This window comes from Bradyrhizobium sp. USDA 4538, assembly GCF_024171045.1.
Classification (GTDB): Bacteria; Pseudomonadota; Alphaproteobacteria; order Rhizobiales; family Xanthobacteraceae; genus Bradyrhizobium; species Bradyrhizobium australafricanum.
The window spans coordinates 856,090-878,413 of the sequence record NZ_JALJZE010000001.1; the positions used below are offsets into that span (position 1 = coordinate 856,090).

The 22,324-nt window shown below is 65.9% G+C and carries 18 protein-coding genes; 8 read left to right on the plus strand and 10 right to left on the minus strand.

What is annotated here, in order from left to right:
- Positions 1-42: 42 nt before the first annotated feature.
- The gene (locus J2R78_RS03700) at positions 43-816 is read right to left on the minus strand and encodes a ferredoxin--NADP reductase (protein WP_141341369.1); all 774 of its coding nucleotides are present in this window, start codon (positions 814-816) and stop codon (positions 43-45) included.
- A 146-nt stretch (positions 817-962) separates the two neighbouring features.
- Here J2R78_RS03700 and J2R78_RS03705 point away from each other — a divergent pair, with 146 nt between their 5' ends.
- The 3 genes from J2R78_RS03705 to J2R78_RS03715 all read left to right on the plus strand — a co-directional run bounded on the left by J2R78_RS03705 (position 963) and on the right by J2R78_RS03715 (position 4,717).
- The gene (locus J2R78_RS03705) at positions 963-2,159 is read left to right on the plus strand and encodes an amidohydrolase family protein (protein ID WP_253609734.1); all 1,197 of its coding nucleotides are present in this window, start codon (positions 963-965) and stop codon (positions 2,157-2,159) included.
- Between the two features lie 386 nt (positions 2,160-2,545).
- Positions 2,546-3,946 (plus strand): selenium-binding protein SBP56-related protein, encoded by a 1,401-nt coding sequence (locus J2R78_RS03710; RefSeq protein WP_168857886.1) that lies wholly within the window; start codon positions 2,546-2,548, stop codon positions 3,944-3,946.
- A 102-nt stretch (positions 3,947-4,048) separates the two neighbouring features.
- Positions 4,049-4,717 (plus strand): hypothetical protein, encoded by a 669-nt coding sequence (locus J2R78_RS03715; RefSeq protein WP_253609735.1) that lies wholly within the window; start codon positions 4,049-4,051, stop codon positions 4,715-4,717.
- 90 nt (positions 4,718-4,807) lie between these two features.
- Here the strand turns inward: J2R78_RS03715 and J2R78_RS03720 are convergent, their stop codons facing one another.
- From J2R78_RS03720 to J2R78_RS03755, 8 genes are all read right to left on the minus strand, one after another.
- Positions 4,808-5,263 carry a MarR family winged helix-turn-helix transcriptional regulator gene (locus J2R78_RS03720; protein WP_050385140.1) on the minus strand — a complete coding sequence of 152 codons (456 nt, stop codon included), beginning with the start codon at positions 5,261-5,263 and terminating at the stop codon, positions 4,808-4,810.
- A 14-nt stretch (positions 5,264-5,277) separates the two neighbouring features.
- Positions 5,278-5,982: an ABC transporter ATP-binding protein gene (locus J2R78_RS03725; protein WP_038383941.1), complete on the minus strand. Its 705-nt coding sequence runs from the start codon at positions 5,980-5,982 to the stop codon at positions 5,278-5,280.
- Positions 5,979-6,770, minus strand: coding sequence for an ABC transporter ATP-binding protein (locus tag J2R78_RS03730; RefSeq protein ID WP_016842451.1), 792 nt, complete (start codon positions 6,768-6,770; stop codon positions 5,979-5,981). The genes J2R78_RS03725 and J2R78_RS03730 overlap by 4 nt, the downstream gene beginning before the upstream one ends.
- Positions 6,767-8,656 carry an ABC transporter permease gene (locus J2R78_RS03735; RefSeq protein WP_253609736.1) on the minus strand — a complete coding sequence of 630 codons (1,890 nt, stop codon included), beginning with the start codon at positions 8,654-8,656 and terminating at the stop codon, positions 6,767-6,769. Before J2R78_RS03735 ends, J2R78_RS03730 begins: the two co-directional genes overlap by 4 nt.
- A 215-nt stretch (positions 8,657-8,871) precedes the next feature.
- Complete coding sequence (locus tag J2R78_RS03740) at positions 8,872-10,086, minus strand: ABC transporter substrate-binding protein (protein ID WP_253609737.1); 1,215 nt, start codon at positions 10,084-10,086, stop codon at positions 8,872-8,874.
- A 28-nt stretch (positions 10,087-10,114) separates the two neighbouring features.
- A complete protein-coding gene (locus tag J2R78_RS03745; protein WP_016842455.1) occupies positions 10,115-10,699 on the minus strand; it encodes an amino acid synthesis family protein in 585 nt (194 codons plus the stop codon).
- 16 nt (positions 10,700-10,715) lie between these two features.
- Entirely contained in the window at positions 10,716-11,624 is a 909-nt protein-coding gene (locus tag J2R78_RS03750) for a UPF0280 family protein (RefSeq protein WP_253609738.1), read from the minus strand.
- Positions 11,621-13,069: a 6-hydroxynicotinate reductase gene (locus J2R78_RS03755; RefSeq protein ID WP_253609739.1), complete on the minus strand. Its 1,449-nt coding sequence runs from the start codon at positions 13,067-13,069 to the stop codon at positions 11,621-11,623. The genes J2R78_RS03750 and J2R78_RS03755 overlap by 4 nt, the downstream gene beginning before the upstream one ends.
- Positions 13,070-13,344: 275 nt before the next feature.
- Between J2R78_RS03755 and J2R78_RS03760 the strand changes: the two genes are divergently transcribed.
- The 5 genes from J2R78_RS03760 (at position 13,345) to J2R78_RS03780 (ending at position 20,846) form a co-directional block, all read left to right on the plus strand.
- Positions 13,345-13,812 (plus strand): (2Fe-2S)-binding protein, encoded by a 468-nt coding sequence (locus J2R78_RS03760; RefSeq protein WP_253609740.1) that lies wholly within the window; start codon positions 13,345-13,347, stop codon positions 13,810-13,812.
- A complete protein-coding gene (locus J2R78_RS03765) occupies positions 13,812-17,354 on the plus strand; it encodes a molybdopterin cofactor-binding domain-containing protein (RefSeq protein WP_253609741.1) in 3,543 nt (1,180 codons plus the stop codon). Before J2R78_RS03760 ends, J2R78_RS03765 begins: the two co-directional genes overlap by 1 nt.
- Before the next feature lie 61 nt (positions 17,355-17,415).
- Positions 17,416-18,720, plus strand: coding sequence for a nicotinate phosphoribosyltransferase (gene pncB / locus J2R78_RS03770; RefSeq protein ID WP_028343682.1), 1,305 nt, complete (start codon positions 17,416-17,418; stop codon positions 18,718-18,720).
- A gap of 45 nt (positions 18,721-18,765) precedes the next feature.
- The gene (locus J2R78_RS03775) at positions 18,766-20,061 is read left to right on the plus strand and encodes an O-acetylhomoserine aminocarboxypropyltransferase (RefSeq protein ID WP_253609742.1); all 1,296 of its coding nucleotides are present in this window, start codon (positions 18,766-18,768) and stop codon (positions 20,059-20,061) included.
- 5 nt (positions 20,062-20,066) lie between these two features.
- Entirely contained in the window at positions 20,067-20,846 is a 780-nt protein-coding gene (locus tag J2R78_RS03780; RefSeq protein ID WP_253609743.1) for an alpha/beta fold hydrolase, read from the plus strand.
- 348 nt (positions 20,847-21,194) lie between these two features.
- On the opposite strand, the gene J2R78_RS03785 is transcribed toward J2R78_RS03780, so the two are convergent.
- A complete protein-coding gene (locus J2R78_RS03785; RefSeq protein ID WP_253609744.1) occupies positions 21,195-21,950 on the minus strand; it encodes an outer membrane protein in 756 nt (251 codons plus the stop codon).
- Positions 21,951-22,324 lie beyond the last annotated feature (374 nt).

A 22,324-nucleotide genomic window follows, 5' to 3' on the forward strand; every position in this document is an offset into this window, starting at 1 on the left:
ATTGCTTCGCTTCGCTCGCAATGACGGCGAAATGTGCGGGCTTCAGCGCTCGGCGAACGCCTTCTCGACCACGAACTGCGCGGGCTCGCCGTGATTGCCCTCGACGAAGCCGCGGCCGTTCAGCAACGTGCGGGTGTCGGCGACCAGCGCCGGCGAGCCGCAGATCATGACGCGGTCATGCGCGGCATCGAGCGCCGGCAGGCCGATGTCGGTGAACAGCTTGCCCGAGGTGATGAGGTCGGTGATGCGGCCGCGGTTATGGAACGGATCGCGCGTCACGGTCGGGTAGTAGATCAGCTGGTCGCGCACCAATTCGCCGATCAGTTCGTCCTGCGGCAGCTTCTCGGTGATCATCTCGCCATAGGCGAGCTCCTTGACGCGGCGGCAGCCGTGCAGCAGCACGACCTTCTCGAACCGGTCATAGGTCTCGGGATCCTTGATCACGCTGAGGAACGGCGCGAGGCCGGTGCCGGTGCCGACCAGATAGAGGTTGCGACCATCCTCGAGGTTGTCGATGACCAGCGTGCCGGTCGCCTTGCGGCTGACGATGATCTCGTCGCCTTCCTTGAGGTGCTGGAGGCGCGAGGTCAGCGGGCCGTCCGGAACCTTGATCGAGAAGAACTCCAGCGTGTCCTCGTAATTCGCGCTGGCGACGCTGTAGGCCCGCAGCAGCGGCTTCTCGCCGACCTTGAGCCCGATCATGGTGAACTCGCCGTTGCGGAAGCGGAACGACGGGTTGCGCGTGGTCTTGAAGGAGAACAGCGTGTCGGTCCAGTGGTGAACGCTGAGGACGCTTTCCTGGTTGAAATTGCTCATCGTCAGTTTCCTTGACGCGCGGGCCGGATCGGCGGCAAAATCATTTGTACACGATCGTTCGTATACAAATGAATAATCCAGCTTGATCCGGCCGTCAAGCCACGGGCACAATGGCCGGCGAAGGCGTTGAACCTAAAGGAAAAACCATGGCGCACGATGCACCCCAGGCGACCGGTCTGAGCAAGCTGGTGATCCGCAATATCGGGCTGTTGCTGTCGGGGGCCCTGGAAAAGCCGATCCTGGATGCCGACACCATCGTCGCCGAGAACGGCAAGATCACTGCGATCGGCCGCCTCAAGGACGTCGACACCGAAGGCGCCACCACCATCGTCGATGCCAATGGCACGACGGTCGCGCCCGGCCTGATCGACAGCCACGTCCACCCCGTCGCCGGCGACTGGACGCCGCGGCAGAACCAGATCAACTGGATCGACAGCTACCTGCATGGCGGCGTCACCACCATGATCTCCGCCGGCGAGGTGCACATGCCCGGGCGTCCGCGCGACGTCGTCGGGTTGAAGGCGATGGCGATCTTCGCACAGCGCGCGTTCTGGACGCTGCGACCGGGCGGCGTGAAGGTGCATGCCGGCGCGCCCGTGATCGAATGCGAGATGGTGGAGGACGACTTCAAGGAAATGGCCGCCGCCGGCGTCAAGCTGCTCGGAGAGGTCGGGCTCGGCGGCGTCAAGGATGGACCGACCGCGCGCAAGATGGTCGGCTGGGCGCGCAAGTACGGCATTCAGAGCACGATCCACACCGGCGGCCCGTCGATCCCGGGCTCCGGCCTGATCGACAAGGACGTGGTGCTGGAGGCCGACACCGACGTGGTCGGTCATATCAATGGCGGCCACACCGCCCTGCCCGACGACCAGATCCGCTGCATCTGCGAGGGCTGCAAGCGCGGGCTCGAGCTGGTGCATAACGGCAATGAGCGCTCGGCGCTGTTCACGCTGCGCACCGCGCGCGAGATGGGCGATTTGCACCGCGTCATCCTCGGCACCGACGCGCCCGCCGGCTCCGGCGTGCAGCCGCTCGGCATCTTGCGGATGGTCTCGCTCTTGTCCTCGCTCGGCGAGCTCCCGGCCGAGCTGGCGTTCTGCCTGGCGACCGGCAACACCGCGCGGATGCGCGAGCTCGATTGCGGCCTGATCGAGGTCGGCCGCTCGGCCGATTTCGTGTTGATGGACAAGGCGCAGCATTCACCGGGCAAGAACATCCTGGAGAGCGTTCAGCTCGGCGATCTCCCGGGCATCGGCATGACCATCATCGACGGCATCGTCCGCACCCAGCGCAGCCGCAACACGCCGCCCGCGGGCAAGGTGCCGGAGGTGGTGGCGAAGTGACGTGCACCAAGGCCGTTGCGCGGCGGTGACGGGGTGAACAGCGGTGCAACATATCCGGTGTCGCCCCGGCGAAGGCCGGGACGACACTGAGCGTTTGGTGCCACTCGTGAGCCAAACATTCACTTGCTCTCAGGCTGATGTGCTGGATCGGTTGCTCAACCCCTTGAGCAGGCTGCCAGATCGCGCGCCCGGCGGCGCGCGGCTTTGCCGCGCCGGCGCCGTCACCGAACCTTGTTTTCAGCTGTCACCGTTGAGGTGTAGTCTGCCCGCAAGCGAACCTTAGCCGGCAGCACTCGCAAGAGGCATTTTTCGATCCGGATTTAAGTTCTTGCTGCTGCATGCCGCCGTGCCGTGTCGATCCACATCACACAATCAGGAGGCAGCCGATGACGATGAGGCCAGATCCTACGTTCCACGCCTCGCCGAAGCTCGCGATGGAAGCGCCGGCCGAGAGCTTTGCCTACACCGTGCTGCTCAGTCCGGATTTCTCGAAGCCGGACGCACTCGCGGTGATCGACGTCAAGCCCGGCTCCCCAACCTACAGCAAGATCGTCCATACGGTGACGATGCCCAACAAGGGCGACGAGTTCCACCATTTCGGCTGGAACGCCTGCTCGTCGGCGCTGTCCCCGCTGGCCGGACACGCCTTCCTCGAGCGTCGCTACCTCATCATCCCCGGCATGCGATCCTCCCGGATCTATATCGTCGACACCAAGCCGGACCCGACGCAAGCGAAGATCCACAAGATCATCGAGCCCGAGGAAATCTTCAAGAAGACCGGCTACTCGCGGCCGCACACCATCCACTGCGGGCCGGAGGGCATCTATGTCAGCACGCTCGGCGGGAGCGGCAAGGACGGCACCGACGGACCGCCCGGCATCTTCATCATGGACTGCGAGACATTCGAGGTGCTCGGCCGGTGGGAGATCGATCGTGGCCCGCAGACCAAGCATTATGACTTCTGGTGGAACCTGCCGCGCGACTACATGGTGAGCAGCGAGTGGGCCCTGCCGCCGCAGTTCGAGAACGGCATCGTGCCGGAAGACCTGCTGTCGAACAAATACGGCCATCGGCTGCATTTCTGGGACCTGCGGGCCCGACGCAATGTCCAGACCATCGACCTCGGCGCCAATCATCAAATGGCGCTGGAGGTGCGTCCTGCGCACGATCCGGTTCGCGAACACGGCTTCGTTGGCGTCGTGGTCGATACCACGAACCTCGAGGGTTCGATCTGGACCTGGTGGCGCGAGGGCGGCAAGTTTCACATCGAGAAGACGGTGACGATCCCGCCCGAGCCCGCATCGAAAGACCAGCTGCCGCCGCTGTTGCAGGGTTTCGGCGCCGTACCTCCGCTGGTGACCGATATCGACTTGTCGATGGACGACAAGTTTCTCTACGTCGCCTGCTGGGGCACCGGCGAGATGCGCCAATACGACGTCAGCGATCCGCGCAAGCCGAAGCTCGCCGGATCGGTCCGCATCGGCGGCATCGTTCATCGCGCGCCTCACCCGAACGGACAGGCTTTTGCCGGCGGGCCGCAGATGGTCGAGATCAGCCGCGACGGCAAGCGGGTGTACTGGACCAATTCGCTCTACTCGACCTGGGACAACCAGTTCTATCCGCAAGGCATTCCCGGCGCCGAGGTGATGGCGAACGCAAGCCCGGGCGGAGGCCTCGAACTGGCGAAGGACTACTGGGTCAGCTTCCCCGACGGCTACCGGGCGCACCAGATCCGGCTCGATGGCGGTGACTGCTCCACCGACTCGTTCTGCTATCCGTCGGTCTAGAGCGTTTTCGAGCGAAGTGGGTACCGGTTCGCGTGAAGACAACGCGTCAAAACAAGAATCCAGAGCCCGTTCCGATTCGATCGGAACGGAAAAGGCCCTGACGTGAGCCCGGCCGACTGGACTCCGGCCTGGCTGTGGCTGGCGGTCATCGCGAGCGGCCTCTACCACGGGATCAACCCGGGCATGGGCTGGCCGCTCGCGGTTTCCGCGGGATTGATGCAGAGGAGCTCGCGCGCGCTGCTGACCGCGCTTGGCCCGCTCGCGATCGGTCATTTGCTGGCGATGCTGCTGGTGATCCTTCCGTTCGCGCTCTTGATCACCCTCGTCGAATGGCAGCGCACGATCCGGATCGGCGCGAGCCTGCTCGTCATCCTGTTCGGTGTCTATCGGCTGATCGACCGGCGCCATCCGCGGGCCCTGGTCCGGATACCGCCGACGCAACTCGCTTTGTGGTCGTTCGCGGTGGCGATCGCGCATGGCGCGGCGCTGATGCTGGTGCCGATCTATCTGGGGCTGTGCCGCGAGGCTGAAGCGGACCAAGGCCATGCGGCCGCCAACAGCCTGATCGACACCAGTCTCACGATGGCCGTGCTGGTCTCCATCGTCCATGTCGGCGCGATGATCGCCGCCGGCGGATGCCTGGCGTGGCTGGTCTACCGCTACCTCGGCCTGAAATTCGTATCCCGGAGCTGGTTCAATCTGGACACGGTTTGGGCGCTCAGCCTGGTGCTGGTGGGTGTCGTTGCGCTGGTGCTTGGCCTGGAATCGTAGGGTGGGTAGAGCGAAGCGAAACCCACCATCTCTATCCGTGGAACGAAGCCGATGGGTTTCGCTGCGCTCGGTAACGGCGATGGAGTTGTATCACCGCAACTTGCCGAGCAGCGCGATCAGCGTCTCGCGCTCCTTGGCATCGAGCGGCGCCAGCGTCTCCCTGGAGATCACCAGCGCATTGGGCGCGGCCTTGTCGGCCATTTGCTGGCCGGCGCGCGTCAGGCTCACCAGCAGGCGGCGGCCGTCGTCGGGATCCGGCGAGGTCTCGGTCAGGCCGCGCGCGGTCAGGCGATCGATCACGCCCTTGATGGTCGCAACGTCCATCGAGGTCAGCCGCCCGAGCTGGTTCTGCGAGCAGGCGCCGACCTCGGACAGCTTCGACAGCGCCGCCCACTGTGTCGGCGTCAGATTGATGCCGATCTCGCGGGCGAAGATCACGGCGTGGCGCTGCGACACCTGGCGCAGGATGAAGCCGATCTGCTCGTCCAGCACATATCCCGGCTTCGTCGCCTTCCCGTTTCGCTTCGGTGCCGCACTCCTCGCCATTGTCCACTCCGCCCTTACAGCGACAGATGCGCGTCCCGGATATCCGGACGCGCATCGAGCTCCGCCATGGTGCCGCCGAAACAGATCCGGCCGCGCTCGATGATATAGGCGCGATCCGAGATCAGCCGGGCGAAATGCAAATTCTGCTCGGAGACGACGATGCTAACGCCCTCTTTCTTCATCGCCAGGATCGCATCGACCATCTGCTCGACGATTTTCGGCGACAGCCCCTCCGAGGGCTCATCGAGCAGCACCAGCGACGGATTGCCCATCAGCGTGCGCGCGATCGTCAGCATCTGCTGCTCGCCGCCGCTCATGCGTCCGCCGGGCCGGCCGCGCATCTCGCCGAGGTTCGGGAATAGCTTGAACAGTTTTTCGCGATCCCATTGCGGCGCGCCTGCCCGCTTCGGCTGACGGCCGACCTCAAGATTCTCCTCGACCGTCAAATCCGTGAAGATGCGCCGCTCCTCCGGGACATAGCCGAGCCCGCCCCGCACGATCGCATGCGTCGGCAAATCGGAGACGTCCCGGCCCTCGAACATCACGCGGCCGGAGCGGTTCTCGACCAGGCCGACGATGGAGCGGAACGTGGTCGATTTGCCGGCGCCGTTGCGCCCGAGCAAGGCGACCACCTCGCCCTCGCCGACCTCGAGTGCGATGTCGAACAGGATATGCGCCGGGCCGTAGAAGCTGTTGAGATCCTTTACCGTCAGCTTCATGCCGATGCTCCCTCGCGGTGCCGCGCATCGTAGACGAGGCCCTCGCCGAGATAGATCGCCCGCACCTGGGCATTGCCGCGCACCTCTTCGGGCGAACCTTCGGCGATCAGGCTGCCGCGGTTCAGCACCAGGATGCGGTCGGCATGCTCGAACACCACGTCCATGTCGTGCTCGGTGAACAGCACGCCGATCGACTGCTCGCGCGCGATCCGAGCCGTCAGCCGCATCAGCTCGACGCGCTCGCGCGGCGCCATGCCGGCGGTCGGCTCGTCCATCAAGAGCAGCTTCGGCTGGTTGGCGAGCGCGATCGCAAGCTCGAGCCGCTTGACGTCGCCATAGGCGAGCTCGCCGCAGGGCCGCTCCGCATAGGCACCCATGCCGACCAGATCGAGCAGCCGCCCGGCCTCGTCGCGCGCGTGGCGGGCGGTCGAGGCCCACAGGTTGAACAATTGCCCGCCATGCGAGACCAGCGCGACCTGCACGTTTTCGCGTACCGTCATGGTGGGGAATGTCGCCGCGATCTGGAAGGTGCGGCCGACGCCCATGCGCCAGATCACGCGCGGCTTCTTGCCCGTGGTCTCCGCGCCCAGCACGCGAATGCGGCCGCTGTCGGGAATGTTCTGGCCGTTGAGCATGTCGAAGCAGGTGCTCTTGCCCGCGCCGTTCGGCCCGATCAGCGCCAAAATCTCGCCGGCACGCAGCTCGAAGGAGACGCCGCGCACGGCATGCACGCCGCCATAGGATTTGGTCAGCCCCTCGACCGACAGCAATGTGGGAACCATGCTCATTCGGCGCTCTCGATGCGGGAGGTCAGCAGGGGCGATACCGACGACGAGGATTTGTGCCGGCGATGCATGAAGGCTTCCAGCGTGCCGACGATGCCCTTCGGGAACGCGACCACGATCAGCACCACGAAAGCGCCGAGCACGAGTTTTGACCAATCGGTCTGGCTGACCAGCCAGATGTTGAGCGCCTTGTAGACGATGGCGCCGACCACCGCGCCCGACACCGTCTCGACGCCGCCGAGCAGCACCATGACCAGCGCATCGACCGACAGCGAGATGCCCATATTGTCGGGGAACACGCTGCCCTTGAGATAGGCGAACAGCGCGCCGGCCAGGCCAGCGACTGTGCCCGCGATCACGAAGGCGGTCCACTGGATGCGCTTGCCGTCGATGCCGATGGCTTCGCTCCGCAGCGGCGAATCGCGCGTCGCGCGCAGCGCAAAGCCGAACGGCGAGAACACGATGATGCGGAGGATCACCACCGCGAGCGCGGCGATGCCGAGCGACAGCCAGTAGAAATGCGACGGGCTCGCCGCCCATTTTTCCGGCCAGACCCCGAGGATGCCGTTATCGCCGCCGGTGACCGACACCCACTGGAACGCGATCGACCAGACGATCTGGGCAAAGGCCAAGGTCAGCATCGCGAAATAGACCCCGGCGAGCTGCACCGCGAAGAAGCCGAACACGGCGGCGCCGGCGAGCCCGAGCAGCGGCCCGAGCAGCAGGCAGGCGATCATCGGCAGGCCGGCCATCTTGGCGAGCAGCGCTACGCCATAGGCGCCGAGGCCGAAATAGGCGGCGTGGCCGAACGACGCGAGCCCACCGACCGACATCAGGAAGTGCAGACTGACCGCGAAGATCACGAAGATCGCGATCTCCGAGCCGACCGTGAGCACGTAACTGCCGGCGACGAACGGCAGCGCGGCGGCGAGCACGAGCACGGCAATCGCGGCCAACCGCTCGTTCATCGTCAGCGGCCGCCACGGATTGACGGTCAGCCCCGGCGTGCGCCGTGCCGGCGCCTCCGGCTTGCCGAACAGCCCCCACGGCCGGACGATCAGCACCACAGCCATCACCAGGAACACCAGGATGATGGAGATCTTCGGGAAGATCAGGATGCCGAAGGCGTTGAGCTCCGACACCAGCACCGCCGCGACGAACGCACCGATGATGCTGCCGAGGCCGCCGATCACGACCACGACGAAGACCTCGACGATGACGCGCAGATCCATCGCGTGATTGACCGCATCACGCGGGATCTGCAGCGCGCCGCCGAGCGCGGCGAGGAAGACGCCGAGCGCGAACACGCTGGTGAACAGCCATTTCTGATTGACGCCGAGCGCCGCCACCATGTCGCGGTCCTGCGTCGCCGCGCGCACCAGCACGCCCCAGCGGGTGCGCTGGAACAACAGCCAGAGCACGCCGAGCACGACCGGCCCGAGCACGATCAGGAACAGATCGTAGCTCGGAATATTCTGGCCGAAGAAATCGATCGCGCCCTTGAAGCCGGGCGCGCGGCGGCCGACCAGATCGTCCGGGCCCCAGATCAGCACCACGAGATCCTCGACCATCAGCGTCAGGCCGAAGGTGGCGAGCAACTGGAACAGCTCCGGCGAATGGTAGATCCGGCGCAGCAGCACCATCTCGACCAGCACGCCGATCGCAGCAACCGCCAGCGCCGCAACGACGATGCTGCCCCAGAAGCCGAGCGCGCCGGAAAAGCGCTCGGTCAGGGTAAAGGCGACATAGGCGCCGAGCATATAGAACGCGCCATGCGCGAAATTCACGATCCGCGTCACGCCGAAGATGATCGACAGACCCGAAGCGACCAGGAACAGCGACGCCGCGCTGGCAAGACCGGTCAGGAACTGGACGACATAGAAGGCCATGGGCGGTCCGCGTTGGAGTTTCCGTTCACCTCACCTCGCCCCGCCTGCGGGGAGAGGTCGAATTCAAGCGCCAGCTTGAATTCGGGTGAGGGGGACTCTCCGCGCGCTCGTTCGCGGAAATAGCCCCTCACCCCAACCCTCTCCCCGTAAGAACGGGGAGAGGGAGAAGTTCAAGTCTCTCCCCGCAAGAGCGGGGCGAGGGAGAAGGTTGCAGTTCAATCCTTCGGCCGCAGCTTCTCGATCTCGGCATCACTGGGCAGATAGTCCGAGCCCTTGCGATAGGCGGTGTCGACCATGATGCCCTTGCCGTCCTTCAGCGCGGTCTTGCCGGTGAAGGCGCCCAGCGTCGACTGGTGATCGATCTTGCGGAAGGTGATCTCGCCGAACGGCGACGGCATCGAGATGCCTTCCGCCGCCGCGATCAGCTTCTCCGGATCGCTCGAGCCGGCCTTGGCGAGGATCGCCGCCGCCGCCTTGATGGTCTGGTAGCCGACGATCGAGCCGAGCCGCGGATAGTCGTTGTACTTGGCCTGATAGGCCTTCAGGAATGCGTCATGCTCCGGCGTCTTGATCGCGTACCAGGGATAGCCGGTGACGATCCAGCCCTCCGGCGTCTCGTCCTTGAGCGGATCGAGGTATTCCGGCTCGCCGGTCAGGAAGCTCACCACGGTGCGGCCCTTGAACAGGCCGCGGGTGTTGCCTTCGCGCACGAGCTTGACGAGGTCGGCGCCGAAGGTGACGTTGAGGATCGCTTCCGGGTTCGCCGCGGCAACCGCCTGCACCACCGGGCCGGCGTCGATCTTGCCCTGCGGCGGCCACTGCTCGTCGACCCACTGGATGTCGGGCCGCTTCGCCGACATCAGCTTCTTGAACACCGCGACCGCCGACTGGCCGTATTCATAGTTCGGCGCGATCGTCGCCCAGCGTTTTGCAGGCAGCTTCGCCGCCTCCTCCACCAGCATCGCGGCCTGCATGTAGTTCGACGGACGCAGGCGGAACGTGTAGCGGTTGCCCTTCGACCACGTGATGGCGTCGGTCAAAGGTTCGGCCGCAAGGAAGAACACCTTCTTCTGGTTGGCGAAGTCGGAAACGGCGAGGCCGATATTGGAGAGGAACGTGCCCGTGAGCATCGCGACGTTCTCGCTCGACACCAGCTCGTTGGCCGCGGTCTGCGCATCCGCCGGCTTGCCGCCGTCATCCTTGGAAATGACCACGAGCTTCTTGCCGCCGATGCCGCCCGCCGCATTGATCTCCTCCACCGCGAGCTGCCAGCCCTTGCGATAGGGCTCGGTGAACGCCGGCAGCAGCGAGTAACTGTTGATCTCGCCGATCTTGATTTCGCTCTGCGCCATGGCCTGCGTTGTGATGGCACTCGTTGCCATGGTCGCGACCGCGATCGCCAATCCCGCCCCTACGAAATAACCACGCATCCCGTCCTCCAGTTTTTCTTCAAAGAGATTATCGCAATCCGTCTTCGCCCTTGATCTCGCCGACCGTCAGCCCGCCGACGCGCGGCAGCGGTCGCCCGCTGTCGGTCACCGCGACCGCGACCATGATCTCGTTGGCCCGCGGCGCGTCGTTGATCTGCACTTCCATGCCGTCGAAATGGCTGCGCACGAAAGCCGCGTCCTTGTGCCCGAGCGGAATATCCAGCGTGGTGCCGGGCCCCGAGCGCTTCTTCGACGACGGGATCAGCGCCGCGCCCTTCGACAGCACCTTGCGCACCGGCGCACCCATCTTCGGATGCAGGATCGCCGCCGCATGCTCGAGCTCGCCATTCTCGCCGACGGCGGCGGCCTTGCCGTAGCTGTGCGCCTTGGCGCCGTCGATGCCGAGCGCGGCGACGGCCCGCTTCGAGAGCAGTTCGCCGAGTTCCTCGCCGATCGCGATCAGCGGCGACAGATCCTCGACATAGCGGCCGGCAAAGGGGTTCTCGATCACGGCGATGGCGGCGGCCCGCCTTGTCGGCGGTGCGATGGTCTTGCCCATCTCCAGATGGGTCTCCTCGACCACTGTGACGATCTTGCGAATGACGGCGCTCATCTTGCCTCGCTCCCGGTCATGCCCGCAGCATGTGTTCTGTCGTTCTTCTCTGTAATGCGTGCGACGCCGGCGCCCCAATCCCAGTTGCACCGACAAGCCGCGTTTCGGCCAGTAGACGCAATGCCGCGCCTTCGATCAATCCCGACGTCAAGAGATCACGCGCCCGCGCCGCCCCCGCCTCGAGCGCCTGCTCGATCTCGCGTTCCGAGAGCCGCCCGACATCGCGGGTCACCAGCCGCGCGCCAAGGTCGCTGTCGGGCTGCAATTCGCTCGCCGGACAGCGCAGGATCGCGGGGTGATCCGGCAGATCGACCGCGTTGGCGATCACGGTCGCCGCGGCATCCGCCTGCGACGCCGTCCGCGCCAGTACGGTGACGGCATCGGCAATGCCCAGCGAAAAGCTGCGACCGTGGCGGCCGCTGGTCGCGATGCCGCGGACTGGCGTGTCGGCATCGACCATTATGGTGCGCATCACGCCGCGACGGTCCGGCCGATCCATCAGGCCGACGGTGAATTGTTCGCCGTCGCCGAGATGCAGGGCGATGTCGCCGCCATTGTTGACATAGGCGCGGTCGAGCGGCGTGGCCTCAAGCATCGCGCCGAGGATTTCCTCGGCGACGGAGCCCGCGACCGCCGCCATCGGCGTGATGAAGCAATCGGCGGCAAACGGCGCGACCGCTGCATGCATCCGCCGCGCGACCACGCCTTTCAGCGTGCACCCGCCCGGAGCGGCTGCGCTGCGCAGTTCGGTCAGTTCCGCGCAGAGTTCGTCAAGCAATCCGGTGAAGCGCGCCGCCGCAGCCTGATAGGCGGTACGAATGTCAGCATCGCCGCCCTTGGCCTCGACAACCAGATCAATCGGACCGTCCTGCAAATGCAGCCGCTTGCCGTCAGGAAGAAGCGCGATTTGCGGGAGCCGCTTCATGCGCGCCGCCCGGGGAGATATGGCATCGGCCGGACTTCGGCACTGTCGCGCAGCGATGACAGCGGCCGGACATAATCCATGTGGCCGCCGAGCGCCGCGTAATCCGACAGCTTCATCGTGAACTCGATCGGCGCCACCAGCGCCGGGGTCGGCACGTAGCCGAAGGCGCCGGCCGGCATCTGCGTGACATCGACCATGAAGGTGATGCCGCCGCCGGGCCAGACATAGACCGGCGCGCCGCCGCTGGTCACCCGCGTCAGCGCGTCCTTCACCGAGCGCGTCAGCCGCACCGGATTATCGGTGACGCCGGCGCGCAACGATCCGCCCGCGCCGCCCATGAACAGCACGGTGCACAGCGCCGGCTCGCAATTCTCCTGGATGCGCTCGACCGAAAATCTGAGATCGGCGGGCATCTCGGTCTCGACCGGCTTCAACGCCTCGTCGAGCACGTAATAGGACGCATGCTCGCCGGTGGTCGAGACCATCAGCATGGTGAGCCCCGGCCGCGCCTCCTTCGCATTGAAGGGGCCGAGGATCGACAGCGGATCGGAGATGTTGGTGCCGCCCCATCCGGTGCCGGGATCGGCGACCTGGAAATAGCGGCCCGGCGTCGAGCGCCGCCCCTTCATCTTGATCCCGGTGTCGGCGATGTCGAGCAGCTTGCCGGCCTGGTGCTCGCTGAGCACGCCGGTGATGTGATCGTCGACCACCACGACCTCATCGACCTTGCCGTGCCATTGCTTGGCGAACATGCCGATCGTCGCCGAGCCACAGCCGACCCGCATGCGCTCTTCTGCCACACCATTGACGATCGGCGGCCTGCCGGCCTGCACCACGACGGTGGCGCCGCCGTCGATGGTCAACTCGACCGCCTTGCAGTTGGAGAGATCCATCAGCGTGTCGCAGGTGACGCGGCCTTCCTTCTTGGAGCCGCCGGTCAAATGATGCACCCCGCCGAGCGAGAGCATCTGCGAGCCATATTCGCTGGTCGTGACATGGCCGACCGCCTCACCGTCCGAGCGCACGGTCGCGGTTTCCGGGCCGAGGTAGCGGTCGGTGTCGATCTTCACCTTGACGCCGCAATAGGAGAAAATGCCTTCGGTCACCACGGTGACCATGTCGACGCCGTCGACCTCCGACGACACGATGAAGGGCGCCGGCTTGTAATCCGGATAGGTTGTTCCTGCGCCGATCGCGGTGACGAACAGTTCGGGCTGGCGGACGATCTTGCCGTCCCAGTCGCCGCTCACCTGGAACGGAACCAGCTTGCCGCCATGCGACACGGTGCGCTCCAGCACGACGTGCGGATCGACGCGCACCAGCGTGCCGTCATGATTGGCATAGCGGTCGCAGGCGCCGGCCGCGCCCGGCTTGATGTAACACATCACCGGACAGGCATCGCAGCGGATCTTGTCGCCGGCGGCGACGGTCATTGTGTCAGCCATCGTGACCAAGCCTGGACTTGTGGCGGCGGTCGATCATACTGCGCTTCCGCCTCCCATGCATATCGTTCGTATACGAATGATCCTGCGCGCGAGCCCGGGAGCTGTCAAGCGGCCTTTGCAATCAAACCCTGCCCTTCGCTTGCGCACCCTGTTCATAAAGCGGGCACGCGCTGCAGCGCGGCATGCCGCCGCTTGCACGTTTGTATACAAACGTTATCCTCGCCGGCGATCCGACGCTGGCGTTGCAGCGCAAAACATCAGGGAGAACCGGGGCAATGCGCCTGACCGTGAACGGCAGGAATCATGATGTCGACGCCGCTCCCGACACCGCATTGCTTTACGTGCTGCGCAACGACCTCGAATTGAACGGACCGAAATACGGCTGCGGGCTCGGAGAGTGCGGCGCCTGCGCGGTGCTGATCGACGGCGTCGCTGCGCGTGCCTGCGTGATTCCGATCGAAGGCTGTGCGGACCGCAACATCGTGACGCTCGAAGGCCTCGGCAGCCGCGAGCATCCCGATCCGGTGCAAGATGCCTTCATCCACGAGCAGGCCGCGCAGTGCGGCTATTGCCTCAACGGCATGATTATCACCACCAAGGCCTTGCTGATGCGCAATCCCAATCCGTCCGAGCATGAGGTGCTGGAGGCGTTGCGCTACAATCTCTGCCGTTGCGGCGCGCATATCGAGATCATCCGCGCGGCGATGCGCGCGGCCGGTCACGCCCTTGAGGCGCGCGATTGATGGTGGACGCACGGGCTCCTGAGCAACGCCAGCGCGGCTCGCTGTCGGTCGTCCGCCCTGCGGTGCTGGGCGCCGAAGATGAGTTCGAGACCTTCATCACCATCACGGCCGACGGCACGGTCAATGCCTATAACGGCCATGTCGATCTCGGCACCGGCATCCGCACCGCGCTCGGTCAGATCGTTGCCGAAGAGCTCGACGTCTCCTTTGCCCGCGTCGTCGTGATCCTCGGCGACACCGCCGTGGTGCCGAACCAGGGCCCGACGATCGCAAGCGAAACCATCCAGATCACCGCCGTTCCCCTGCGCAAGGCCGCCGCGCAAGCGCGGCACTTCTTGGTCGCACGCGCGGCCGAGCGGCTTGAGCTGCCGGCTGTTGACCTCACGATCGAGGACGGCCTGATCCGCGGTCACGACAACCGCAGCATCAGCTATGGCGAGTTGATCGCGGACGAGACCATCCGGCTCGATCTCGCCGACGAGGTTCCGGTCAAGGCGGTGAGCGCCTATTCGGTCGTCGGTAAGTCGGTGCCGCGCGTCGACGTGCCGGCGAAGGCTACCGGCGAGCTCGTCTATGTCCACGATTTGCGCGTGCCCGGCATGCTGCACGGCCGTGTCGTCCGCCCGCCTTACGCCGGCGTCGATGCCGGCCCGTTCGTCGGCACCAGCCTGATTGCGGTCGATGAAGCCTCGGTGCGCGATATTCCAGGCCTCGTCGCGGTGGTGCGGATCGGCGATTTCGTCGGCGTCGTTGCTGAGCGCGAGGAGAATGCGACCAAGGCTGCCGCGCAGCTCACGGTGAGCTGGAAGCCCGGACCGGGACTGACCGATCTTGCCGACGTGGAGAAGGCGCTGCGCGCCAATCCCTCGACGCCGCGCCAGCTGATCGACAAGGGCGACGTCGACGCCGCGATCAAGGCGGCCGCCAAGCCGATGCAGCGGACTTACGTCTGGCCCTACCAGATGCACGGCTCGATCGGCCCGTCCTGCGCGGTTGCCGATTACAGCGAGGGCGCGATCCGGGTCTGGTCCGGCACGCAGAACCCGCACATCCTGCGCGGCGACCTCGCGCTGCTGATCCAGCGGCCGGAATCCGAGATCGACGTGATCCGGATGGAGGCGGCCGGCTGCTACGGCCGCAACTGCGCCGACGATGTTTCCGCCGATGCGCTATTGCTGTCGCGCGCGGTCGGCCGTCCTGTGCGCGTGCAGCTGACCCGCGAGCAGGAGCATGCCTGGGAGCCGAAAGGCACCGCGCAGCTGATGGACGTCAATGGCGGGCTCAACGCCGACGGCAGCGTCGCCGGTTACGATTTTGCCACGCGCTATCCCTCGAACGGCGCGCCGACATTGGCGCTGCTGCTCACCGGGCGGATCGCGCCTGAAGCCGCGGTGTTCGAGATGGGCGACCGCACCGCGATCCCGCCCTACGACTACGAGAACATGCGCGTGATCGCCAACGACATGCCGCCGATCGTGCGCGCGTCCTGGTTTCGCGGCGTCTCGGCGCTGCCGAATACCTTTGCGCATGAATCCTACATCGACGAGCTTGCGGCGGAGGCGAAGGTCGATCCGATCGAATACCGGCTGCGCTATCTCAGGGACAAGCGCGCGATCGATCTCGTCAATGCCGTTGCCGAGCGCGCCGGCTGGACGCCGCGCCCGGTGTGGAAAGAGCCCGAGGCGGACGGCGACATCGTGCGCGGCCGCGGCTTTGCCTATGCGCTCTACGTGCACAGCAAGTTTCCCGGTTACGGCGCGGCATGGTCGGCGTGGATCGCCGATGTCGCGGTCAACAAGGCGACCGGCGATGTCAGCGTGACGCGCGTCGTCGCCGGCCAGGATTCCGGATTGATGATCAATCCGGAGGGCGTGCGGCACCAGATCGAAGGCAACATCATCCAGTCGACCAGCCGCGCGCTGATGGAGGAAGTGTCCTTCGAGCGCGGCGCGGTGACCGCGCGGGAATGGGGCGCCTACCCCATCATCAAATTCCCCGAGCTGCCGAAGATCGATGTGCTGATGCTGCCGCGGCAGGATCAACCGCCGCTCGGCGTCGGCGAGTCCGCCTCGGTGCCGAGCGCCGCCGCGATCGCCAATGCGATCTACGACGCGACCGGCGTCCGCTTCCGCGAATTGCCGTTCACACCGGAACGCATCCTGAAGGGATTGCGCGGCGAGCAACCGGTCGCGCCCGCCCCGCTCCCGCCGCCTGCGCAGACGGCCGACCTCAACAGATGGCAGAATCCCTTTGCAAAGCGCGGCGGCGTGCTCGCCGGCATTGCCGCACTCTGCGCAGCGGCGATCGGCATCGGCGCGGCCGTGCTGCCGTCGCGCGCGATCGCGCCGATCGCCCGGCCCGACGCGTCGGTGTATTCCGCCGCGACGATCGCCCGTGGCAAGGAGCTTGCAGCGCTCGGCGCCTGCGCCGTCTGCCACACGTCGGAGCATGGCGTTTCGAACGCCGGCGGCCGGCCGCTGGAGACGCCGTTCGGCACCATCTTCACCACCAACATCACGCCCGACGTCGACACCGGCATCGGCGCCTGGTCCTATCCCGCCTTCGAGCGCGCGATGCGCGAGGGCATCCATCGCGACGGACGCCATCTCTATCCGGCGTTCCCGTACACGCACTTCGCCAGGACCAGTGATGCCGACCTGCAGGCGCTCTATGCCTATCTGATGGCGCAGACGCCGGTGCACGCCGAGACGCCGGCCAACGCGCTCGCCTTTCCGTTCAACCTGCGGCCGCTGCTCGCCGGATGGAATGCGCTGTTCCATCAGGCGCAGGCGTTCCAGCCCGATCCATCGAAGTCAGCGATATGGAATCGCGGCGCCTATCTGATCGAAGGGCTCGGCCATTGCAGCGCCTGCCACTCGCCGCGCAATGCGCTCGGCGCCGAACGGCAAGCGGCCTATCTCGCCGGCGGCTTCGCGGAAGGTTGGGAGGCGCCGGCGCTGACATCGCTGTCGAAGGCGCCGATCCCCTGGAGCGAGGACGAGCTCTACGCCTATTTGCGCACCGGCGAGTCGCGCCTGCACGGCGTTGCCGCAGGACCGATGGCGCCGGTCGTGCAGGAGCTCGCCGCGCTGCCCGACCAGGACATTCGTGCAATGGCGGTCTACCTCGCCTCGTTCAACGACGGCGCCGACCGGCCGGCGCACGATGCCTTGGCCGCTAAGCTCGAAACCGGCACCGTCGTCACCACCGCGGCCTCGGCGGGAGGCCGGATCTATCAAGGCGCCTGCGCGGTCTGCCATGAGGTCGGCGGCCTGCCGCTGTTCGGCAGCCGGCCGTCGCTGGCGCTCAACAGCAATCTGCACAGCGACGCGCCCGACAATCTGATCCAGGTGATCCTGCACGGCATCGCCAAGCCGGCCGTGACCGATCTGGGCTACATGCCGGCCTTCAAGGACAGCATGAGCGACGGCCAGGTCGCCGAGCTCGTCACCTTCCTGCGGCGGCAATTCGCCCCTGATAAGCCGGCCTGGGCCGATGTCGCCGCCACCGTCGGCCGTATACGGCAGACCATAGCGCGCTGACCTGCCATGTTCCGCCCGATACCCACTGGGCGGGCGGCGCCCGGCAGGCTAAGGTTCCCGCATGACCGTGACAGATATCGCGACCCGGACCTACAACCACGGCTGGCGGCTCGACCCGATCGTGCGCAGCCTGCTGGACACCGATTTCTACAAGCTGTTGATGCAGCAGATGATCCGGGAATGCTATCCGGACACCCGCACGACCTTTTCGGTGATCAACCGCTCGACCCATATCCGGCTCGCCGAGGTCATCGACGAGGCCGAGCTGCGTGCCCAGCTCGACCACGCCCGCACCATCCGCTTCACCAAGAAGGAGCTGATCTGGCTCGCGGGCAACACGTTCTACGGCAAGACCCAGATGTTCTCGCCCGACTTCATCAACTGGCTGTCGAACTTCCGGCTGCCCGAATACGAGCTGCACAAGGTCGACGGCCAGTACGAGCTCCATTTCCACGGGCCGTGGACCCACACCACGATGTGGGAGATCCCGGCGCTCGCGATCCTCAACGAGCTGCGCTCGCGCGCAGCAACCAAGACCTACGGTCGCTTCGCGCTCGACGTGCTCTACGCCCGCGCCAAGGCCAAGCTGTGGGCCAAGGTCGAGCGGCTGCGCAAGCTGGACGGCTTGCGGCTGTCCGATTTCGGCACACGCCGCCGCCACGGCTTCCTCTGGCAGCGCTGGTGCGTCGAGGCGGTGAAGGAAGGCCTCGGCCCCTCCTTCACCGGAACGTCGAATGTGCTGCTCGCGATGGACAACGACCTCGAGGCGATCGGCACTAACGCACATGAGCTGCCGATGGTCGCGGCCGCGCTCGCCAATGACGACGAGGCGCTGCGCTGGGCGCCCTATCGCATCCTCGACCAATGGCGCCACACCTATGGCGGCAACCTGCTGATCGCGCTGCCCGATGCCTTCGGGACAAAGCCGTTCCTGCGCGACGCGCCCGATTGGGTCGCCGACTGGACCGGCTTTCGGCCCGACAGTGCGCCGCCGATCACGGCCGGCGAAGAGATCATCAAATGGTGGAAGCAGAAGGGCCGCGATCCCAAGGAGAAGCTGCTGGTGTTCTCCGACGCGATGGATGTCGGCTCGATCGAGGAGACGTTCCACCATTTCAAGGGACGCGTGCGCGTCAGCTTCGGCTGGGGCACCAACCTCACCAACGATTTCGTCGGCTGCGCACCCGACGGCACCGCCGAGCTCGACCCGATCTCGATCGTCTGCAAGGTGACGTCGGTCGACGGACGCCCGGCCGTCAAGCTCTCCGACAATCCGGAGAAGGCGACCGGCATCCCGTCCGAGGTCGAGCGCTATTTGCGCGTGTTCGGCAATGTCGGCCGTGTTCGCACCGCAGTTCACGTCTAAACCGGCACAGATATCACTCCCATCGACTGACCTGACGAGTTTCGCATGCCCGCACCCAAGCCGCCTGCCTTCGAAACCCTGAGCCTGCACGCCGGCCAGCGCCCCGATCCCGCGACCGGCGCGCGCGCGGTTCCGATCTATCAGACCACGTCCTACGTGTTCCAGGATGCCGATCATGCCGCGGCGCTGTTCAATCTGGAGCGCGCCGGCCACATCTACACCCGCATCTCGAACCCGACGACATCAGTGCTGGAGGAGCGGATCGCCGCGCTTGAATGCGGCGTCGGCGCGATATGCACCGCCAGCGGCATGGCCGCGATGCACCTTGCGATCGCAACCCTGCTCAATGCCGGCGACCATATCGTCGCCTCCGCCTCACTCTATGGCGGCACCATCAATCTGCTGGCGCACACGCTGCCGCGGTTCGGCATCACCACGACCTTCGTGAAGCCGCGTGGGCTCGACGAATTCCGTGCCGCGATCAAGCCGAACACCCGCCTCGTGATCGGCGAGACCATCGGCAATCCCGGCCTCGAAGTACTCGATATCCCCGCGGTGGCTCAAATCGCGCATGACGCGAAGATTCCGCTGCTGATCGACAACACCTTCGCGACGCCCTATCTCAGCCAGCCGATCGAGCTCGGCGCCGACATCGCGATGAACTCGGCGACCAAGTGGATGGGCGGCCATGGCATCGCGATCGGCGGCGTGATCGTCGATGGCGGGCGGTTCGACTGGCGCGCCTCCGGCAAATTCCCGCAGCTCACCGAGCCCTATGCCGGCTATCACGGCATCGTCTTCGACGAGCAGTTCGGCAAGGCCGCCTTCATCATGCGCGCCCGCACCGAGGGCCTGCGCGATTTCGGCGCCTGCCTGTCGCCGACCAACGCCTTCCAGCTGCTGCAGGGCATCGAGACGCTCGGCGTCCGCATGGATCGCCATGTCAGCAACACCCATGCGGTGCTGGACGCCCTCGCCGCGAACAAGGCGGTCGACTGGGTGCTGCATCCCTCGCTGGAGACGCATCCGGATTACGCGCTGGCCAAGAAGCTGCTGCCGCGCGGCGCCGGCTCGATCGTCAGCTTCGGCATCAAGGGCGGCCGCGCCGCCGGCAAGAAGTTCATCGAGTCCCTGAAGCTGATCAGCCATCTCGCCAATGTCGGCGACGCCAAGACGCTGGTGATCCATCCCGCCAGCACCACGCATCAGCAGATGGACGCCGAGCAGCTCAAGGCCGCCGGCATCGGCGAGGAGCTGGTGCGGCTGTCGGTCGGCATCGAAACCGCGCAGGATATCATCGACGATCTCGGCCAGGCGCTGCGCGCCTCGCAAAGGACTTGAGCGCCATGCAGCTTTCCGTGAACGGATCAGACACCTTCATCGCGACCGGCGGCAAGCCGTTCGATCCGTCGCTGCCGGCGGTGGTGATGATCCACGGCGCCGGCTTCGATTCCTCGACCTGGGCGCTGCACAGCCGCTGGTTCGCCCATCATGGCTATTCCGTGCTGGCGCCGGATCTGCCGGGCCACGGCCGCTCCGCCGGCAAGCCGCTCCCGACCATCGCCGAGATGGCCGACTGGATCGCGGCGCTGATCACGGCAGCCGGCGCGTCGAAAGCGCGGCTGATCGGCCATTCGATGGGCTCGCTGATCGCGATCGAGACCTCGGCGCGGCATCCCGACAAGGTCTCCGGCCTCGCGCTGATCGGCACCGCCGCGACCATGACGGTTGGCCCCGATCTCCTGAAGGCCGCCGAAGCCAATGACGTCGCGGCGATCGCCATGGTCTCGATCTGGGGCCTCGGCTTCAAGGCCGAGCTCGGCGGCAGCCTCGCGCCCGGCCTGTGGATGCACCAGGGCGCGCAGCGGGTGCTGCAGGAGGCGAAGCCCGGCGTGCTCTACAACGACCTCAACGCCTGCAACGCCTACCAGAACGCGCTCACGGCTGCTGCCGCGGTCAAGGTGCCCGCGACCTTCATCCTCGGCGAACGTGACATGATGACCCCGGCCAAGGCCGGCAAGACACTCGCCGCCGCGACGCCGAATGCCCGCACCGTGGTGCTGCCAGGCGCCGGCCACATGATGATGGTCGAGCAGCCCGACGAGCTGCTGGCGGCGCTGCGATAGCGCTCTTCCCCTCTCCCCTCATGTCCGCCGTAGCCTTGGCGAAGGCGGATGTGGGAGAAGGTGGCATAGGCGGCAAACGGCCGCCGTTTCAACGCCGACGCGCAGCGTCGGCTACGGCGCCGGATGAGGGGCTCTCCCCCCAAAAAAGCCGAAAACAACCCCATGCAAAGTAGCTGGGTGGCCGCTAGCACTCGGACAAGCGACTTGACTTGTCGGGCAACTCAGCGATATATTCTATTATTCCGAATTCCTGGGAACGGCCCCCGTCGCCCTTGCGCAACAGCGTACGCGCCCGTCGCCGAGAGGGCCAGAAGCCGACTAGAAATCATCGTTGTGGTCTGGGGCGGTTCAGTATCTCCCCGCAACAGGCGCTCCGATTGTTCCGAATCGGAGGTTGAGCCCGACGCGCACGACGCTTGTACGCTCCTGCACGTCCACGAATGCCGGCGGGAGCCCGGCCAACTGGGGAGCGAACGCGATCCGGTTGGTGGCGAAGTCGTAGTAATTGTATTCGGCGAAAGCGGACAGATAGTCCGTGAAAGCGTATTCGCCGCCGATACCGATGGTCCATCCCGGGTGTGTCGCGCGAGCCGCGTACGCGGTGCCGAGAATCGTGGTTGTTGCCCAGTACGCGTCGCGCTCCCAGGCGCCGCCTCCTCGCACATATCCGAGGAAGCGACCAAAGCTGTAGCCGATGCGGCCGGTGACTGATGCCAGCGCGTCCACCCGGCTGTGATAGGCCACGCCCACCTCGCGCGCGCTGTCATGGCGACCGATCGCATCCGTCCAGGCGTAGTCGCCCTGCAGGCCGATCACGAAGCCGCCGGCAAACTGATAGTCGCAGCCGGCCTGAACTCCGGCGACCCAGCTATCGGAGTCATGGCCGCCGAGTGACTCGCCGAGATGGGCGCCACCGGTCGTTCGCACAATCCAATCCCTTTTGGAGGCGCCCAGCCACCCCGCGTGGCCGCCGGTGTAACAGCCAGTCCAGTTCCATGACGGGGCGGTGGGTGGCGGTGCCTCGATTGGAAGCCGCAAATCGGCAGCGATGGCGGGGCCCGCCAGGGCGATGAGTACCGCCACTCCGGAAAGGAATTTCCGCATGACCTTCATCCCGCATGATCCCCGAGAAACGCAGCATGCGCCGAGTCTCCGGCGATGGCTGTAGCAACCTCGCCACACCGCAACGCCGGTCTAAAGAATGTCGCTACTCTCTCGCACCACTCGCGCCTTGGTATCGATTGCGCTGAACAGATCGTCGCCCAGCACAGAAACGCGAGATAACCGCTCATGCATAGCTTCGCTGAATCAGCGCGCATTTTTGTCCGCTACGGATCACAACCGGTAAAGCTCAGGACAAGTACAAGATTTTCGCTTCGCCTCCGAGACCCGATATTGCCCGCGCTGTGAAGATGGTGCCGGTCGCACGATGATGGTCGAGCAGCCCGACGAGCTACTGGCGGCCCCGCAGTAGCGGC

What these genes read in the sequence shown, in the direction of transcription:
- J2R78_RS03700 (WP_141341369.1), bottom strand. Translation starts at nt 816, where the DNA reads ATGAGCAATTTCAACCAGGAAAGCGTCCTCAGCGTTCACCACTGGACC.
- J2R78_RS03705 (WP_253609734.1), top strand. Translation starts at nt 963, where the DNA reads ATGGCGCACGATGCACCCCAGGCGACCGGTCTGAGCAAGCTGGTGATC.
- J2R78_RS03710 (WP_168857886.1), top strand. Translation starts at nt 2,546, where the DNA reads ATGACGATGAGGCCAGATCCTACGTTCCACGCCTCGCCGAAGCTCGCG.
- J2R78_RS03720 (WP_050385140.1), bottom strand. Translation starts at nt 5,263, where the DNA reads ATGGCGAGGAGTGCGGCACCGAAGCGAAACGGGAAGGCGACGAAGCCG.
- J2R78_RS03725 (WP_038383941.1), bottom strand. Translation starts at nt 5,982, where the DNA reads ATGAAGCTGACGGTAAAGGATCTCAACAGCTTCTACGGCCCGGCGCAT.
- J2R78_RS03730 (WP_016842451.1), bottom strand. Translation starts at nt 6,770, where the DNA reads ATGAGCATGGTTCCCACATTGCTGTCGGTCGAGGGGCTGACCAAATCC.
- J2R78_RS03735 (WP_253609736.1), bottom strand. Translation starts at nt 8,656, where the DNA reads ATGGCCTTCTATGTCGTCCAGTTCCTGACCGGTCTTGCCAGCGCGGCG.
- J2R78_RS03740 (WP_253609737.1), bottom strand. Translation starts at nt 10,086, where the DNA reads ATGCGTGGTTATTTCGTAGGGGCGGGATTGGCGATCGCGGTCGCGACC.
- J2R78_RS03745 (WP_016842455.1), bottom strand. Translation starts at nt 10,699, where the DNA reads ATGAGCGCCGTCATTCGCAAGATCGTCACAGTGGTCGAGGAGACCCAT.
- J2R78_RS03750 (WP_253609738.1), bottom strand. Translation starts at nt 11,624, where the DNA reads ATGAAGCGGCTCCCGCAAATCGCGCTTCTTCCTGACGGCAAGCGGCTG.
- J2R78_RS03755 (WP_253609739.1), bottom strand. Translation starts at nt 13,069, where the DNA reads ATGGCTGACACAATGACCGTCGCCGCCGGCGACAAGATCCGCTGCGAT.
- J2R78_RS03760 (WP_253609740.1), top strand. Translation starts at nt 13,345, where the DNA reads ATGCGCCTGACCGTGAACGGCAGGAATCATGATGTCGACGCCGCTCCC.
- J2R78_RS03765 (WP_253609741.1), top strand. Translation starts at nt 13,812, where the DNA reads ATGGTGGACGCACGGGCTCCTGAGCAACGCCAGCGCGGCTCGCTGTCG.
- pncB (WP_028343682.1), top strand. Translation starts at nt 17,416, where the DNA reads ATGACCGTGACAGATATCGCGACCCGGACCTACAACCACGGCTGGCGG.
- J2R78_RS03775 (WP_253609742.1), top strand. Translation starts at nt 18,766, where the DNA reads ATGCCCGCACCCAAGCCGCCTGCCTTCGAAACCCTGAGCCTGCACGCC.
- J2R78_RS03780 (WP_253609743.1), top strand. Translation starts at nt 20,067, where the DNA reads ATGCAGCTTTCCGTGAACGGATCAGACACCTTCATCGCGACCGGCGGC.
- J2R78_RS03785 (WP_253609744.1), bottom strand. Translation starts at nt 21,950, where the DNA reads ATGCGGAAATTCCTTTCCGGAGTGGCGGTACTCATCGCCCTGGCGGGC.